Source organism: Enterococcus sp. AZ084 (assembly GCF_051714905.1).
Lineage (GTDB): Bacteria > Bacillota > Bacilli > Lactobacillales > Enterococcaceae > Enterococcus_B > Enterococcus_B pernyi.
This window is the reverse complement of sequence record NZ_JBIOSS010000001.1, coordinates 1,819,956-1,835,814: the sequence shown is the minus strand read 5'-3', so window position 1 is coordinate 1,835,814 and position 15,859 is coordinate 1,819,956. Positions and strand designations below refer to the sequence as shown.

Annotated in this window: 14 protein-coding genes and 2 pseudogenes; 15 read left to right on the top strand and 1 reads right to left on the bottom strand. The window is 38.5% G+C overall.

The genetic code is table 11. The annotated features are described in order from the left end of the window. Positions 1-103: 103 nt before the first annotated feature. From rimP to IGI79_RS08295, 11 genes and pseudogenes are all read left to right on the top strand, one after another. Positions 104-577 (top strand): ribosome maturation factor RimP, encoded by a 474-nt coding sequence (rimP, locus tag IGI79_RS08345; RefSeq protein WP_010735193.1) that lies wholly within the window; start codon positions 104-106, stop codon positions 575-577. 21 nt (positions 578-598) lie between these two features. After that, positions 599-1,786, top strand: coding sequence for a transcription termination factor NusA (gene nusA, locus IGI79_RS08340; RefSeq protein WP_019723218.1), 1,188 nt, complete (start codon positions 599-601; stop codon positions 1,784-1,786). A gap of 23 nt (positions 1,787-1,809) precedes the next feature. Beyond that, complete coding sequence (gene rnpM / locus IGI79_RS08335; RefSeq protein WP_010735195.1) at positions 1,810-2,103, top strand: RNase P modulator RnpM; 294 nt, start codon at positions 1,810-1,812, stop codon at positions 2,101-2,103. After that, complete coding sequence (locus IGI79_RS08330; RefSeq protein ID WP_010735196.1) at positions 2,100-2,411, top strand: YlxQ-related RNA-binding protein; 312 nt, start codon at positions 2,100-2,102, stop codon at positions 2,409-2,411. The genes rnpM and IGI79_RS08330 overlap by 4 nt, the downstream gene beginning before the upstream one ends. Positions 2,412-2,423: 12 nt before the next feature. Continuing rightward, positions 2,424-2,516: pseudogene (locus tag IGI79_RS08325) on the top strand (translation initiation factor IF-2 N-terminal domain-containing protein); the annotation flags it as partial. Next, a pseudogene (gene infB / locus IGI79_RS08320) lies at positions 2,490-4,916 on the top strand (translation initiation factor IF-2); the annotation flags it as partial. The pseudogenes IGI79_RS08325 and infB, both read left to right, overlap by 27 nt. Before the next feature lie 24 nt (positions 4,917-4,940). Then, entirely contained in the window at positions 4,941-5,288 is a 348-nt protein-coding gene (gene rbfA, locus IGI79_RS08315; RefSeq protein WP_010735198.1) for a 30S ribosome-binding factor RbfA, read from the top strand. A gap of 503 nt (positions 5,289-5,791) precedes the next feature. Beyond that, the gene (gene truB / locus IGI79_RS08310; RefSeq protein ID WP_430603661.1) at positions 5,792-6,715 is read left to right on the top strand and encodes a tRNA pseudouridine(55) synthase TruB; all 924 of its coding nucleotides are present in this window, start codon (positions 5,792-5,794) and stop codon (positions 6,713-6,715) included. A gap of 7 nt (positions 6,716-6,722) precedes the next feature. Beyond that, positions 6,723-7,667, top strand: a complete 945-nt coding sequence (ribF, locus tag IGI79_RS08305) for a riboflavin biosynthesis protein RibF (RefSeq protein WP_065097010.1) — start codon at positions 6,723-6,725, stop codon at positions 7,665-7,667. Positions 7,668-7,858: 191 nt separating this feature from the next. Continuing rightward, positions 7,859-8,644 carry a glucose-1-dehydrogenase gene (locus tag IGI79_RS08300; protein ID WP_430603659.1) on the top strand — a complete coding sequence of 262 codons (786 nt, stop codon included), beginning with the start codon at positions 7,859-7,861 and terminating at the stop codon, positions 8,642-8,644. A gap of 10 nt (positions 8,645-8,654) precedes the next feature. Further along, positions 8,655-9,506, top strand: coding sequence for a GRP family sugar transporter (locus IGI79_RS08295; protein ID WP_071866233.1), 852 nt, complete (start codon positions 8,655-8,657; stop codon positions 9,504-9,506). A gap of 50 nt (positions 9,507-9,556) precedes the next feature. Here the strand turns inward: IGI79_RS08295 and IGI79_RS08290 are convergent, their stop codons facing one another. After that, positions 9,557-10,015, bottom strand: coding sequence for a helix-turn-helix domain-containing protein (locus IGI79_RS08290; protein WP_071866234.1), 459 nt, complete (start codon positions 10,013-10,015; stop codon positions 9,557-9,559). 1,105 nt (positions 10,016-11,120) lie between these two features. On the opposite strand from IGI79_RS08290, the gene IGI79_RS08285 reads away from it, so the two are divergent. The 4 genes from IGI79_RS08285 (at position 11,121) to IGI79_RS08270 (ending at position 15,693) form a co-directional block, all read left to right on the top strand. Next, entirely contained in the window at positions 11,121-11,378 is a 258-nt protein-coding gene (locus tag IGI79_RS08285; RefSeq protein ID WP_071866235.1) for a hypothetical protein, read from the top strand. A gap of 596 nt (positions 11,379-11,974) precedes the next feature. After that, positions 11,975-12,865, top strand: coding sequence for a 6-phosphofructokinase (locus IGI79_RS08280; RefSeq protein WP_438845844.1), 891 nt, complete (start codon positions 11,975-11,977; stop codon positions 12,863-12,865). Between the two features lie 528 nt (positions 12,866-13,393). Then, entirely contained in the window at positions 13,394-14,683 is a 1,290-nt protein-coding gene (rsxC, locus tag IGI79_RS08275; RefSeq protein ID WP_438845843.1) for an electron transport complex subunit RsxC, read from the top strand. Beyond that, complete coding sequence (locus tag IGI79_RS08270; protein WP_438845842.1) at positions 14,680-15,693, top strand: RnfABCDGE type electron transport complex subunit D; 1,014 nt, start codon at positions 14,680-14,682, stop codon at positions 15,691-15,693. The genes rsxC and IGI79_RS08270 overlap by 4 nt, the downstream gene beginning before the upstream one ends. The last annotated feature ends 166 nt before the right edge of the window (positions 15,694-15,859 follow it).

The following is a 15,859-nucleotide window of genomic DNA, read 5'->3' as shown; positions in this document are numbered from 1 at the left end:
ATGTTATAGTTATTTAAGGTAATGATACTAACTGTGAGTGAGCGGAATTTTCGCTCACTCTTTTTAATGGAATTACGGATCTAATTTTAAGGAGGCGAAATCTTTGAGTAGCGTCGTTGAAACAGTCACAGAAATGGTGACACCGATCTTAGATGAACAAAAGTTTGAGCTAGTAGAAGTAGAATTTGTCAAAGAAGGAAAAAGCTGGTTTTTACGGGTGTTTATAGATAAAGAAGGCGGAATCGACATTGAAGAATGCGCATTTGTCAGTGAAAAATTAAGTGAGAAACTTGATACGACAGAGCCAGACCCGATACCACAAGCATATTTCCTAGAGGTATCATCTCCAGGCGCAGAACGCCCTTTGAAAAAAGAGGCAGATTATGAAAAAGCACGAGGAGAGTATATCCATGTGTCTTTATATCAACCAGTTGACGGAGAAAAACAATACGAAGGTTTTCTCCAATCATTTGATGCTGAACAGCTTACATTGAAGATACGCATAAAGACACGGGAAAAAGAAATTGTTTTTGACCGTAAGAATATTGCCAAAGCTCGCTTAGCAATCCAATTTTAATCACGGAGAGGAAACAGAAGAATGAGTAAAGAAATGTTGAACGCGTTAGATGCTTTAGAGGCTGAAAAAGGAATCTCAAAAGAAATCGTGATCGACGCTTTAGAAGCTGCGTTAGTTTCTGCATACAAACGCCATTATGGGCAAGCACAAAACGTAGAAGTAGAATTTGAACAAAAAAAAGGCAAGATCCATGTCTATGCAGTGAAAGAAGTCACCGAAGAAGTGATGGACTCACAATTAGAAGTATCTTTGAAAGACGCCTTGTTGATCAATCCTGCTTACGAGATCGGTGACAAGATCCGTTTTGAAGTCACACCAAAAGATTTCGGTCGTATCGCTGCCCAAACAGCTAAGCAAGTCATCTTGCAACGTGTACGTGAAGCAGAACGCACAATCATCTATAACGAATTCAGTGCGTATGAAAAAGACATTATGCAAGGGATCGTTGAACGTCAAGACAAACGTTATATCTATGTCAATTTAGGTAAAATCGAAGCAGTCCTATCAAAACAAGACCAAATGCCAAATGAATTTTATCAACCACATGATCGTATCAAAGTATATGTATCACGTGTTGAGAATACATCAAAAGGCCCTCAAGTCTTTGTTAGCCGTAGTCATCCTGATCTTTTGCGTCGCTTGTTCGAACAAGAAGTACCAGAAGTTTATGATGGACTTGTTGAAATCGTCAGCGTTGCTAGAGAAGCAGGCGATCGTTCAAAAGTGGCTGTTCGCTCAACTGATCCGAATATCGATGCTGTCGGCACATGTGTCGGTCCTAAAGGCCAACGTGTCCAAGCAATCGTGAATGAATTGAAGGGCGAAAACATGGATATCGTCGAGTGGGATGAAGATCCTGCGGTGTTCATTGCGAACGCATTGAATCCTTCACAAGTCGTGGATGTCATTTTTGACGAACAAAATCCAAAAGCTTGTACGGTCGTTGTGCCGGATTATCAATTGTCATTGGCAATCGGTAAACGCGGACAAAATGCGCGTCTAGCAGCCAAATTGACGAACCACAAAATCGACATCAAATCAGAGTCAGACATGACTGAATTCTATGAGAAAAAAGCTCAGGCAGAAGCAGCGATCTCTGAAGAATTACACGATGAAGCAATCATCCAATCAGATTTGACAGATGATGAATATCAAACAATCGCATTTGAAGACGAAACAACCGAAGTAACTGAACAAGAAGAAATTTAACTGCTAGTGAAGGAGGCAAAGAGATGAAACAAAGGAAGATCCCTTTACGCAAATCTGTGGTTTCAGGTGAAATGAAACCAAAAAAAGAGATGATTCGTGTCACACGTTCAAAAGAAGGTGTGGTATCGATCGATCCTACTGGAAAAATGCCTGGACGAGGAGCGTATGTCTCACTTGAGCCGGAGGAAGTACAACAAGCTTGGGATAAACATCTCTTGGATCGTGTACTTGAAGCTAAGCTAACAGATGAATTTTATCAAGAACTATTAGATTACGTCACTCACCAAAAAGCCCGAAAAGAGCTATTTGGCGAATGAATGGAATGAATCGGCAAAAAGCCATGAATCTTATTGGTCTAGCGATGCGTGCAGGGAAAATGATCACAGGTGAAGAATTGACGATCGGAGACATCCGTCGCCAAAAAGCCAAGATCGTTTTCGTCGCAAGTGATGCCAGTGAGAATACCAGAAAAAAAATCAAAGATAAGAGTTCGTACTACGAAGTTCCTTGCTTTGAGCTGTTTTCTGAGGAAGAAATCACGCAGATGATCGGTAAACCTCGGAAAGTGATAGGAATCACGGACACCGGCTTTGCAAAAAAGGTCAAGGAGCTAATTGAAGGTTAGGAAGGTGATTGCATGGGCAATAAACGAATTTATGAACTAGCGAAAGAATGGAACAAGTCTAGTAAAGAGGTCGTTGATAAAGCGCAGAAACTTGGAATCGATGTGAAAAATCACATGGGTGCGGTCAGCACACAAGATGAAAAGAAACTGCAACAAGCGTTCAACCAACCACAGCAGAAAAAGCAACCAGTACAAAAAGCAAACCAAAAACCAGCCGGACAACAGCCAAGTAACCAAAAGAAAACAAACGAACCATCGAACCAACAAAAAAATAAAAGTAACCGCAACTATCAAGATCGCGGTCAAGGGAGCGGTCAAGTGAATCAAGGAAAAAACCAATCAACAAATCAGAATAAGAGTAATCAGACAGGTGGAAACAATCAAAACCGTCAAGTAACTACTCAAAACAATAATCAAAATCGCCAAGGTAACAACCAAGGCAGCAACCAAAACCGTCAGGGAACTACCCAAGGTAACAACCAAGGAAGCAACCAAAACCGTCAGGGAACTACCCAAGGAAACAGCCAAGGTAGCAACCAAAACCGTCAGGGAACTGCCCAAGGAAACACTCAGGGCAGTAACCAAAACCGTCAAGGAGCAAACCAAGGCGGCCAAAATAGAAACAATAATAACAATCGCGGCAAATTCAACAATAACAACCGCAATCGTTTCAACAAAAAAGGGAAAAAAGGCAAACAACAAACGTCAAACAAGCCAGCAGTCCCACCACGTAAATTCCGTGAGTTACCTGAAGTATTAGAGTATACAGAAGGTATGAATGTTGCAGATATCGCGAAAAAAATCCACCGCGAACCAGCAGAGATCATTAAAAAATTATTTATGCTAGGCGTGATGGTCAATCAAAACCAAGCATTAGATAAAGATACGATCGAATTGTTAGCAACAGACTACGGTATGGAACCACAAGAAAAAATCCAAGTAGATATTGCGGATATTGACAAATTCTTTGAAGCGGATGAAGTGAACCCAGAAAAATTAGTCTCACGTCCACCAGTTGTTACGATCATGGGACACGTTGACCATGGTAAAACAACTTTACTCGATACCTTACGTCATTCTCGCGTAACAAGCGGAGAAGCCGGTGGTATCACACAGCATATCGGTGCGTATCAAATCGATATTGATGGCAAACCAATCACATTCTTGGATACACCAGGACATGCGGCCTTTACAAGTATGCGTGCGCGTGGTGCAAGTATCACTGATATCACGATTTTAGTTGTTGCCGCCGATGATGGCGTAATGCCACAGACTGTAGAAGCGATCAACCATGCGAAAGCAGCTGGTGTACCAATCATCGTTGCAGTCAACAAAATCGATAAACCAGGTGCAAACCCACAACATGTGATGCAAGAATTAAGTGAATATGAATTGATTCCTGAAGCATGGGGTGGCGAAACGATTTTTGTAGAAATCTCAGCAAAATTCGGCCAAAACATCGAAGAACTATTAGAAATGATTCTTTTAGTCGCTGAAGTGGAAGACTTGAAAGCTGATCCAACACAACGTGCGATCGGTACAGTGATTGAAGCACGATTAGACAAAGGAAAAGGTCCTGTGACAACATTACTTGTTCAACAAGGTTCATTGAATGTTGGAGACCCAATCGTTGTCGGAAACACATACGGTCGTGTCCGTGTAATGGTCAACGACTTAGGACGCCGTGAAAAAACAGCTGGACCAGCAACACCAGTTGAAATCACAGGATTGAATGATGTACCTCAAGCAGGCGATCGTTTTGTTGTCTTTGAAGACGAGAAGACAGCTCGTGCGGCGGGTGAAGAACGTGGCAAACGTGCGATGTTAGAACAACGTGCAGCAACTAGTCGTGTGACATTAGACAACTTGTTTGAAAGCTTAAAAGAAGGCGAATTAAAAGAAGTCAATGTCATCATCAAGGCTGATGTACAAGGTTCAGCAGAAGCACTAGCTGCTTCATTGAAGAAGATCGACGTTGAAGGCGTACGTGTCAAGATCGTCCATTCAGCTGTTGGAGCAATCAATGAAAGTGATGTGACGCTTGCTGCGGCAAGTAATGCGATCATCATTGGTTTCAATGTTCGTCCGACACCACAAGCGAAAATCCAAGCAGATACAGAAGAAGTGGATATCCGTCTTCACCGTATCATCTACAAAGCCATCGAAGAAATTGAAACTGCGATGAAAGGGATGTTAGATCCTGAGTTTGAAGAGAAAATCACGGGTCAAATGACTGTCCGTGAAACCTTCAAAGTATCAAAAGTTGGAACGATCGCTGGTGCCTTTGTCACTGATGGTTACATTCGTCGTGATAGCGGTGTGCGTGTCATTCGTGATGGCATCGTCATTTTCGAAGGACAATTAGCAAGCTTGAAACGCTTCAAAGACGATGTTAAAGAAGTGAAAATGGGCTTTGAATGTGGAGCAATGGTAGAGAAATTCAATGATCTTAAAGTAGACGATGTTATCGAAGGCTTTATCATGGAAGAAATCAAAGTCGACTAATTTAAAAAAAGGAGGCCGCTCATTATGGCTAACTATCGTGACCGCAGAGTCGGTCAAGAAATTTTAAAAGAAGTGAATGATATCTTACGCAAAAAGGTACGTGATCCACGTGTGGAAAACGTAACGATCACAGATGTGCATGTCACGGGTGATCTGCAACAAGCAACGATTTATTATAGCCTTTTATCAGACTTAGCTTCAGATAAGAAAAAAGCGCAAGAAGGGTTGAATAAAGCAAGTGGACTGATTCGTCGTGAATTAGGACATAACATGAGTATTTATAAAACACCTGAATTGACGTTTGAGCTAGACGAATCAGTTGTATATGGTAATCATATCGATGAATTATTGCGTAATTTAAACAAAGACTAATGTTCTAGCGAGTTAACTCGTTCGTATCAATGGTCGAACAGGGAGGATACAATAACTGTATCCTCCCTGTTTTTTTTGTCTATTTTCATTCGACACTAGAGAGCCAAACGAAATACAACGAAAGAATCCAAAAATAGAAGAAGCCATTTCCGAATTTTTTCGTTGTATTCGTAGCAGATGATCATCGCTGAATTGTCCGCTTTTGGGGAAAACATGTTTCATCATAAAAGCAAAATATAAGAATTGACTGATCAAAGAATCATCCGATCATCTACCAGATAACCATCCGTATAACCAATCAAAAGGTGCAAAGAAAAGATTTTCCATAGGTGCTCCCTCCTTTACAAAAAGAATACCATCTTTCTATTTACAACAGTGTGAACTTTTGTTACGTTTATGTTTCTAAAACAAAATAATCGTACATTTAAGGATCAATCCCGTCAGTTTTTGATCCGATGTGTTATAATAATTCAGTTAATACTTAAAAGAATGGAGAACAAAAGATGGAAGGCTTATTACCTTTATGGAAAGAACGCGGCATGACTAGCCACGATTGTGTATTCAAATTACGAAAAATTTTACATACAAAGAAAATCGGACATGGTGGGACATTAGATCCTGATGTAGATGGTGTTCTTCCAATTTGTATTGGTAAAGCCACTAAAGTCATTGAATATCTGACGGATTCGGGGAAGACCTACAAAGGAGAAATCACCCTTGGCTACAGTACGACGACTGAAGACAAATCAGGAGAAATCGTCGAACAACGGGCTGTAACCGAAGTGTTGACAGAGGACCAAATAGATGAAGCAATGGCTGCTTTTGTCGGTGAGATCACACAGATTCCTCCGATGTACTCGGCTGTGAAAGTCAATGGTCGACGTTTATATGAATATGCTCGAAATAATGAAACAGTGGAACGACCTGTTCGCAAGGCGCAGATCTATCGTTTTGAACGAACGAGTGAAATCCACTGGTCAAAAGAAGCAGGGACCGTTTCGTGGCGGTTTGAAGTCGAATGTGGGAAAGGTACCTATGTCCGGACATTGGCTGTAGATACGGGGAGTAAGTTGGGCTATCCTGCACATATGTCAGATTTGACGAGAACAGCGAGTGCCGGCATGAATGAATCCCAAGCAATTACTTTAGCTGAAGTAGCATCATATATGGAGAATGGTACGATCGAAGAGTATTTATTACCCATTGAAACGGGTGTAGCAAAGTTCAAACAGGTCGATATCGACGAAACAGTTTGGCAGAAAGTCAAGAATGGTATGCGTTTAGATTACCAAGTATTTGGTTTATCAGAGATGCCATCAGAAGAAATTGCTCTTTTTTATCAAGGAAAAGTAGTGAGTATCTACCAACCAAATCCAAAAGAAAAAAATAAGTTAAAACCAAGTAAAGTTTTAAGAAATGAGGTTTAATGTAAAAATGGAAATCATCAAAATCAGACACCCTTATCAAGTTTCTCAAATTCCGAAAGAAGACGTCGTATTGATCTTAGGTTTCTTTGACGGAGTTCATTTAGGACATCAGAAAGTGATTGAAACGGGGCGAGAAATTGCTCAAAGAGAGGGTCTGAAATTGGCATTGATGACATTTAATCAACATCCGTCAATCGTCTTTAAAAAAATCAATCCAAGTAACGTCAAATACTTGACTACGTTAGAACAAAAAGAAGAAAAAATGGCAGAACTTGGTATCGATTATCTTTACGAAATTGAATTTACTTCTGCATTTGCCCACTTAGCCCCTCAAGATTTCGTTGATCAATATATTGTAGGACTAAATGCTAAGTATGCCGTTTCTGGCTTTGACTATACGTATGGTCCAAAAGAAATTGCGGATGTCCCTCATCTCCCTGGTTATGCAAAAGGTCGTTTTGAAGTAGTCACTGTACCAAAAGAGCAACAAGAAGGGGAAAAAATCAGTTCTTCACGGATTCGTCAAGACTTGGATGCTGGGGATGTCGCGAGTGTGGCCCATTTGCTAGGATATATTTATGAAATCGACGGTGTGGTCATCCACGGGGACGCACGTGGTCGCTTATTAGGATTCCCGACAGCCAATGTCAAAGTTAAAAGCACCGTTCATTTACCAAAAGTGGGTGTCTATGTTTGTGAAATCAAAATCGGTGAGACGTGGTACCCAGCGATGGGATCAATCGGGCATAATGATACATTTGGCGATGGACGTGAATTGACAGTCGAACTGTATATTCTAGATTTTGATCAAGATATCTATGGTGAACATGTCTACATTCGTTGGCACGAGTTTATCCGAGATCAAGTGAAGTTTGATGGAGCAGAAGCTCTAATTGAGCAATTAAAAGCAGACGAACAAGTAACTGCTGATTTTTTTGAACATGTTGAATAAGCAAATGTAGTATTCGAGAATAAGGAAGAAGCCCAATCAGGATAACTGAAGGGCTTTCTTTTTTTGGAAAGAATTTTTTAGTGCGTATGATTTGCTTTCACCTACACTGCGTAGTGTACACTGTCTTTATAGCTAATAACGAATGTTTTAAAATATCTGTTATTAATGTGATAAAAGAAAGGGTGTCTCCTATGTATAAAGAATTAGAACAGAAAGTAGCTGTAGTGACTGGTGGGTCCAAAGGGATCGGTACAGCCATTTCTCAGCGTTTTGGAGAAGAGAAGATGAAAGTAGTCGTAAATTACCATTCGGATGCTGATGGAGCCGAAGAAGCAGTTAAAGCGATTGAAGAAGCTGGGGGCCAAGCAATAGCTGTCAAAGCGGATGTGGGGACAGAAGAAGGCGTGCAGACTTTGATTGATCAAGCGATAAAAGCCTATGGTCAGTTGGATGTTTGGGTCAACAATGCTGGCACTGAGAACCAAAAACCTACACACGAATTAAGCTTGGAAGAATGGGAAACTGTGATGCAAGTCAACCTTACTGGCGTGTTCTTAGGAACAAAAGCCGCGATCAATTATTTCAAAAAACACAAAGTAAAAGGAAGTATTATCAATCTTTCCTCTGTCCATGAACAAATCCCATGGCCGACTTTCTCACATTATGCCGCTTCAAAAGGTGGGGTAAAACTATTCACTCAAAGTGTTGCGATGGAGTATGCGCCTGAAGGAATACGTATCAATAGTATCGGACCAGGAGCGATCAAAACACCGATCAATGCCGAAAAGTTTGATGATCCAGAACAAAAAGCGACAACAGAAAGCATGATTCCGATGGAACGGATCGGAAAACCAAGTGAAGTTGCCGCTGCAGCTGCTTGGTTGGCTTCAGATGAATCAAGCTACGTTACAGGTATCACGTTGTTTGTAGACGGTGGTATGACGCTTTATCCTTCATTTCAAGGTGGGAAAGGATAGGTATTGATTGATGGGAATCTTAATTGCATTAATACCAGCGATTGGCTGGGGGATTCAACCACTGGTTTTGAAAAAAATCGGTGGGCGTCCCACTAATGAAATATTAGGTACGGGTATTGGCGCATTACTCGTTGGTCTAGTTGTTCAATTGTTCATGTCACCCGGTGGTATTTCGATTACTACATTTTTGATCAGTCTTTTATCGGGGGCGTTTTGGGTCATTGGCCAAATCGGACAATACACCACGTTCAATTTGATCGGCGTATCAAAAACAATGCCTATTTCCACTGCGATGCAGCTTGTTGGAACGTCACTGATCGGTGTTTTTGCTTTTGGCGAATGGGCAGGAACAACAGGAAAAGTGATTGGCGGAGTAGCGATCGTCTTGCTAGTGATTGGTTCTGCACTAACAGCAGTAACTGATGGGGGAAGTAAACAAGGTGGGATAACTAAAGGAATTTCGATTCTTGCTTCTACGAGTATTGGTTATTGGGTGTACAGTGCATTACCTAAATTAGTCAATGCAGACGGTGTAGCTATCTTCTTTCCACAAATGTTAGGTGTTTTCTTAGCAGCGGCTATTTACGTCGTCTTGAAGCAACCAAAAGCGTACGGAGATGGAAAAAGTTGGAAAGCAACGATCGTCGGAGTCATTTTTAGTTTAGCAGCATTTGCTTATATATTTTCAGCTAATGCCAATGGAGTAGCTACTGCCTATATCATCACGCAACTGAACGTAGTGATCTCAACTTTAGGTGGTATGGTTATTTTGCACGAAAAGAAGAGCAAAAAAGAATTAAGATACACGTTGATCGGGTTAGCCTTGATTGTCGGGGGTAGTATGATCACTGTGCTGATTTAAAAAAATAAAGCAATGTAAGACATCAACTAACAAAAATGTCTTACACTGCTTTATTTTGGTGCGGTCAATGAGATATCCGTTCGTTTTAAAACAGCTTCATTGAACCAAGTACCAAAACTTTGAACATAGTTAAAATTCCCGCTAATAATAAATTCCGCGTAGGTGTCATCTAAGACATTATAAAAAAAGTAACGATCTTCTTTATTTGAATAAACATCTTGATGATACTTGATCATACAATCTCTAAATTGGTGCAATGACTCCAACGTTTCGTACTGAAGGTAGAATTTTAGGACTACTGCACTATTTATTGGTTGGTCAGTTCCTACGAAACTTGGTTTATTTTTAAGGGAGAACTGTAGAAACTCTGACAGATTTTCTTCTGAAAATTTCCATTTTCCTCCAACCTTTATCCCCTGTAGTTTTCCCTCGCGTAGATAATTTCGTACAGAACGAGTGGTTACTCCTAGAATCTCTGCAAGTTCATTGACTGAATAATAATTCTTCATCAGTTTTCCTTCCTCCGTTTTCTTGAATGATAGAAACAAATAACTAGTACCATTTACGAGTTAGATAAATGATTCTTGCTATTATGATTTGCCTATCAATTATATAAATATAGCGTGAAATAATAAATAAATAGAGAAAAAATAAGGATATCTTTCAAATTATTATACTCAATATAAAGCATTAAAACCATAATTTTTGAAGATTATTGTTATGTTTTTAAACTTTTGCAAAAAAATCGATAAGGTAAATATCAATTCTGTAAACAATCCGCCTAAACCTTTTCTAAAACATTTCCTAAAATTTGTGAGTGTTTCAATAATAGGGTAGCTAGTTACTCCTTAATTCAGTGTCTAAAATCCTGCAATCCATGAAAATAGTATGAATAAGCTGTTTAATAAAAAAACTTATTCCTAACTTTTCCTAATAAAAATATTGACTTTTACATTAATCGCGTTATACTAATGTTAGGAAAAAAAGTGAATTTTTTTCCTAGATGCTAGAGAGGAGGACAGTGATAGTTAGCTCAAAGGATCTGAGAAGAGTTTCTAAGCATATTAGATGACCGTATACTAAAGTGAAGTCATGTAATTGTTCTAGTAGCTTAACAAATGGACCAAAGCTTACACCGTTCTTTTTTATGGTAGAAACGAAGTTAGTACACTAAAAAACTCCCCTTTTTTGTATAGACTAACTTTAGTTTCCTAAAAATCCCCTTATTGTGAGGCAAATGATTTCGTTAATGATTTGCCTCACAATAATCAATTGTAAGTTAACGATGAATAAGATCAGATAAGACGGATAGCCCTTATTTATATAGGAAATATTATGTGTGTACATAACGTTTTGAGATGATAACTACTACTTATTCGCATTTGATTACTTTACGATGTAAAGTAAAAGCAAGAATCAATCACCCGCCAAGAATAAAGGGGTTCTTATCTTTGGAATAAGGAATGAGAACAAGTAATAGGGTTAATGCTTTTGAAAAGTTAGTCCATGTGAAGTAATATTCAGAACACCATCAATTTCGAAGAATGACTGTTAAAAGAAGACGATCAATAGTGGAACTATTGGTTATGGAGTTAAAGGAAGGGAAGAAAAGAAATGAAGTTAAACAAAACAATCGCTTATGAAAAATTAGGAAACACAATCTATTTGTCATCAGATGAGGGCATCTTTCTATTGGAGAATGAAGTAGCGACATATATCTTCGATCTTCTGACAAAGGAACAGACCCTCAAAGAAATCAAAATAAATGTAAAAGAAAAGTTTAGTCAAGCGAATGAACTGACAAAAGAAGGAACAGATTTATTTATTGAAAATTTTTTAACTGATCTGTCGAAGCGATCGATCGTTTGTTAAATGAAAAGCACATTATCTCACTCTATGTTGGATCATTCAACATCAAACAGCTCTAATTGTTTGCTACCAATAAAATATACCTGTTACAGCTGAAGGTACAATAAGTTTAAAGCTGTTTTATTTTGAGTTATCGAACGATATAAATAGACTACAAGTCAAACTTGTGGTCTATTTTTTTGTTGAAAATAGATTTAAAGCCAGATTCAATGATCACCAATAGAAGATATGTCTTTGCCTTCCTCGCTTTCTAGCTGCTGCCGTGAGACAAAATTATTAGAATTTGTTCTGTCGCAATTGATACTATTTTAGTATTCCTATACTTTTCTCTACCAATAAAAAAACCTCTATGCTATATTGGAATAAATATGGTATATTTTACTTAAATAGAAAATAGCTGAAGGAAACTATGTCTATCATATGAAAATCGCAAAATTAAGTGACTTTTCTAAAAAATTTTACGATTAAATGATACCGATTACATGGGTCTGCTATTTATTTGATCGGCATGAGAAATTACTACTGTCTGAGGAAGATAGCTGTTGGAACTGACTTAGTATGGAAATTCAATGAAAGAATACAGTGAGGGGAAAACGAATATGGCGAAAAAAGTTGGCATTTTATCAATAGAAGGCTATGTAAAAGGGGGAGAGCGGTTGGTGGAACAGCTTGTGCTTTCCATACCTGAACAAGAAATCGAATTATTCGCAATCAATTTTTCTGAAGAACAATATATCCAAACAAAGCTGGATCAACATGTAAATCATTGGCATTTATTTGATTGCTCCTATTTATGTTCAGAAACTAACCATGTTAACTATCCATTTATTCAATTGATCAAAGAGGAAAATTACGACTCCTTCGTATTATTAGGTGGGACTTCGAGTGTTGTATTTGCAAATGAGCTACGTAGCCATGGGCTTTCAGTAATCACTGTACCAGTATCTAACTATCTTGATTACCCAAGTGGTGACTATACAGTAGGTTCAGATACATTTATCAACGGCGTAACAAAAGTGATTGATCGGATCGTCGATACTGGACATTCTCATCAAAAAGTAACGTTCATCCAAATTGACGATACCATCACAGGTAAAGTCACAAGAGAACTATCTTTGACAAATGAAATCGATGTTTGTATTGCTAATCAACTTGATTTAACGAATAATAAAAAATATCTTTTGAAACATATGAATAGCCATCCTATGCATTTTTTATTGAACCGTTCAGTGAGTTCAATCGAATCTTTTGTTGAAACGTTTTGTCCGACTTTATCCGACTATAGAAGTATTGTTTTAGATAATTTAGCAATTGGACAGTCGATGATCACCGCATTTGATCGAATTGCGGTAATCAAATTAGCGAATGTCATAACTGATTTACTTAACGACAGGCAATGTTTAGACGCTGAATTATATTTTTCACATGGGAAAGTGTTGTTTGAACAGAGTCTCTATCATCAAAATGTGGAAAAGCAAGCGGTGGAGTAACGATTAGTAAGCATATTGTTACAGGATAGACAGCTACGTTCCACAAAAAAATTTTGGCAATCAGGACTTGGTAAAAGGTAGTCCTTCAAATTATTTCTCGCAAGCAAATCAATAAAAAATTCTAACTCAAAGCAACCCATGAGTTAGAATTTTTTTGTTATTGTCATTTAGTAAAAAAGATAAGATAAAAATTTTTATAAATTAATCTTTTATATTACTTTGCATCGTGTTATTATATTTGTGTTAAATGGTTATTTTATTTTCTTTAATATAAACGGAAATAGCAAACGATTTTACTGTAAAATCATTTTATTTAATGGATTATGGGCGGATATATGCTATTTTGATCAAGTTTTACAAGGAATAAAACAACTGTTTCATATAAAAAAATCATTGTTATCGTAGGGGGAGAAATGAAAAAAATTAGTTATCGAAAAAAATATGAATGGATCGGATTAGGTTTGCAATTAGTATTAGTAGCAATCGGTTTGATTTATTACTTTTTTATCTATCGTTAGGGGAATGAAAATGAAATTAATAGTAAAAAAAAGGTTGAATGGCGTCTATCTTGAAAAAAACAAACATACAGCACAACAAGCCATCGAGAAACTAACGCCACCAAAGAAAATTATTTTACCAATGTCTATGCATCTTGGAAAACCTGCTAAAGTTGTTGTTGAAGTAGGAGATAAAGTGGCAATTGGGACACTCATCGGAGAAAAAGATGGACGAATATCTGCCAATGTACATAGTTCAGTGGCAGGAGTCGTAAAAAAAATCGAGGAGCGCATGGTCAATCATCAGTTGACTAAAGTAGTCATTATAGAAAATGACTTTTCTGATCGTATAGAATTATTACATACAAAAAATAAAGATTTACATAGCATCGTTGCGAATGCAGGAATCATAGGGATGGGAGGGGCTGGTTTTCCAACTGACATAAAGCTACTACCTCAAGAAGAACAAAAGATCCATACCTTGATCATTAACGCAGCAGAATGTGAACCATCCATTACTAGTGATAGAAGATTATTGATTGAAGATACCGAACAAATGATCAAGAGTATACAAATGATTCTGGATACTTATCAAATCCCAAAAGCAAGGATTGCGATCGAAAAATCATCTGTACAAGTGATTGAACATTTACATAAACATCTGATTGATCCAAGAATCCAGTTACATATTCTAGGGGATCTATATCCTCAAGGTGCGGAAAAATTAGTGATCAAGCATGTATTATCTCAAGAAATACCTAAAGGCAAGCTCCCTTTTGATGTCGGAGTGATCACCTTGAATGTAGCGACGATACATAGTATTTTTAGTGCTGCGTTGAAGCAGGTCGCATCCTTCGAACGGGTAGTAACAGTTTCAGGTACACCGATCAAAGAAGGAAAAAATCTACGAGTACGAATTGGCACACCAGTAGAGGAATTGATTGCTGCGTGTGGTGGATTTGTGTCGTCACCTCTTAAGGTATTGAATGGTGGTCCGATGATGGGGAAACTTATCCAATCATTAGATGAACCAGTCACAAAAACGACTAATTTGATTTTAGCATTGTCTGCAGCAGAGGCAATGATCCCCAAGGAACAAAAGTGTATCAAATGTAGCGAGTGTGTGAATGCGTGCCCGATCGGTCTACATCCGATCTTGATCAGTCAAGCGTACCGTCATCAGGATCTTCAGACAGCCGAACAGTTAGGCGCGTTGAATTGTTTAGAATGTGGTGCTTGCTCATTTATCTGTCCTTCAAAAATCGACTTATTAAAAGATATCAGAGCAGTAAAAAATCAGATCATGGAGGCAAAAGGATGAGTACGAAATATCTAGGAAACGGAACGATCAATGGTCCGCATATCCGTAATGATTGGACAAGCCAATGGAAAATGAAACAAGTGTTGATTGCCCTTATATTTCCAACGATTGGTGCGACTTACTTTTTTGGTGGGCGTTCGTTAGTGATGATCATTACCAGTATCCTCACATGTGTCTTACTTGAAGGGGTTATCCAAAAAGCAAGTAAACAACCGATCACGGTCAATGATTTGACTGCTGTGATCACAGGTTGGCTGTTAGCTTTGACATTACCTACTAGTGCACCATTATGGACAGTGCTTGTCGGGGACTTTATTGCTATCGTCCTTGTAAAGCATCTAGGAGGCGGGTTAGGAAGGAACTGGATCAATCCCGCAGTAGCAGCACGAGTCCTTCTAAAGCTCTTTTTATCTCCTTGGATCACTAATTGGATCGCACCAGGACCAGATGTAATCACAACTGTGACGCCACTTGTGGCACTTGGTCATTTTTCTCGAGAAATCAGCGCGACCACACCTGAATGGTGGAAACTTTTCTTAGGGATTGATCTAGGCGGTCCAATGGGGGAAACAAGTAAACTGCTCTTATTGATTGCAGGGGGCTATTTGATCGTGCGAAAAATCATCCATCCATTCGTTCCTCTGTTGACCCTAAGCTCTTTCTATCTAGCGATTTTAATTTATAGTGGGTTTAATTTTAGCTTTGCTACAGCTCATTTGCTTAGTGGAGCATTGATCATGGCAGCTGTTTTCATGGTAACAGACTATACGACTTCACCTGCAACCGATAAAGGGAAGTATTATTTCGCTATCGGCTGTGGTTTACTATGTGCCGTTTTAAGAATCGTCTTAGATTTACCAGGGGGGATCGGCGTAGCGATTGTTGTCATGAATCTAACAGTACCATTTATCGATCAGTGGACGATGCATCGAGTGTATGGTGAAAAAGAGTTTAAGATAACCCAGATAATTGATAAAGAAAATAGAAAAGGATTATCAAGTTTCAAGTGATAATTTATAACGAATAGGACTGTTACCCGACTAGAGAAATTTAGTCGGGTCTTTTTAGGTAAAACTGTTGCTCAACTATTTTTTTTGCGAAAGAACTCAATAATTTCACCTGTGAATGAAATTATTGAGTGCCAAACTATTTATTTATCTGCTAATCTACAAATGG

Bases quoted from the DNA above. Each gene is read 5' to 3' on its own strand.
- rsxC (WP_438845843.1), top strand. From the start codon at position 13,394: ATGAAATTAATAGTAAAAAAAAGGTTGAATGGCGTCTATCTTGAAAAA.
- nusA (WP_019723218.1), top strand. From the start codon at position 599: ATGAGTAAAGAAATGTTGAACGCGTTAGATGCTTTAGAGGCTGAAAAA.
- IGI79_RS08330 (WP_010735196.1), top strand. From the start codon at position 2,100: ATGAATGGAATGAATCGGCAAAAAGCCATGAATCTTATTGGTCTAGCG.
- rnpM (WP_010735195.1), top strand. From the start codon at position 1,810: ATGAAACAAAGGAAGATCCCTTTACGCAAATCTGTGGTTTCAGGTGAA.
- IGI79_RS08285 (WP_071866235.1), top strand. From the start codon at position 11,121: ATGAAGTTAAACAAAACAATCGCTTATGAAAAATTAGGAAACACAATC.
- IGI79_RS08280 (WP_438845844.1), top strand. From the start codon at position 11,975: ATGGCGAAAAAAGTTGGCATTTTATCAATAGAAGGCTATGTAAAAGGG.
- IGI79_RS08300 (WP_430603659.1), top strand. From the start codon at position 7,859: ATGTATAAAGAATTAGAACAGAAAGTAGCTGTAGTGACTGGTGGGTCC.
- truB (WP_430603661.1), top strand. From the start codon at position 5,792: ATGGAAGGCTTATTACCTTTATGGAAAGAACGCGGCATGACTAGCCAC.
- IGI79_RS08270 (WP_438845842.1), top strand. From the start codon at position 14,680: ATGAGTACGAAATATCTAGGAAACGGAACGATCAATGGTCCGCATATC.
- IGI79_RS08290 (WP_071866234.1), bottom strand. From the start codon at position 10,015: ATGAAGAATTATTATTCAGTCAATGAACTTGCAGAGATTCTAGGAGTA.
- ribF (WP_065097010.1), top strand. From the start codon at position 6,723: ATGGAAATCATCAAAATCAGACACCCTTATCAAGTTTCTCAAATTCCG.
- IGI79_RS08295 (WP_071866233.1), top strand. From the start codon at position 8,655: ATGGGAATCTTAATTGCATTAATACCAGCGATTGGCTGGGGGATTCAA.
- rbfA (WP_010735198.1), top strand. From the start codon at position 4,941: ATGGCTAACTATCGTGACCGCAGAGTCGGTCAAGAAATTTTAAAAGAA.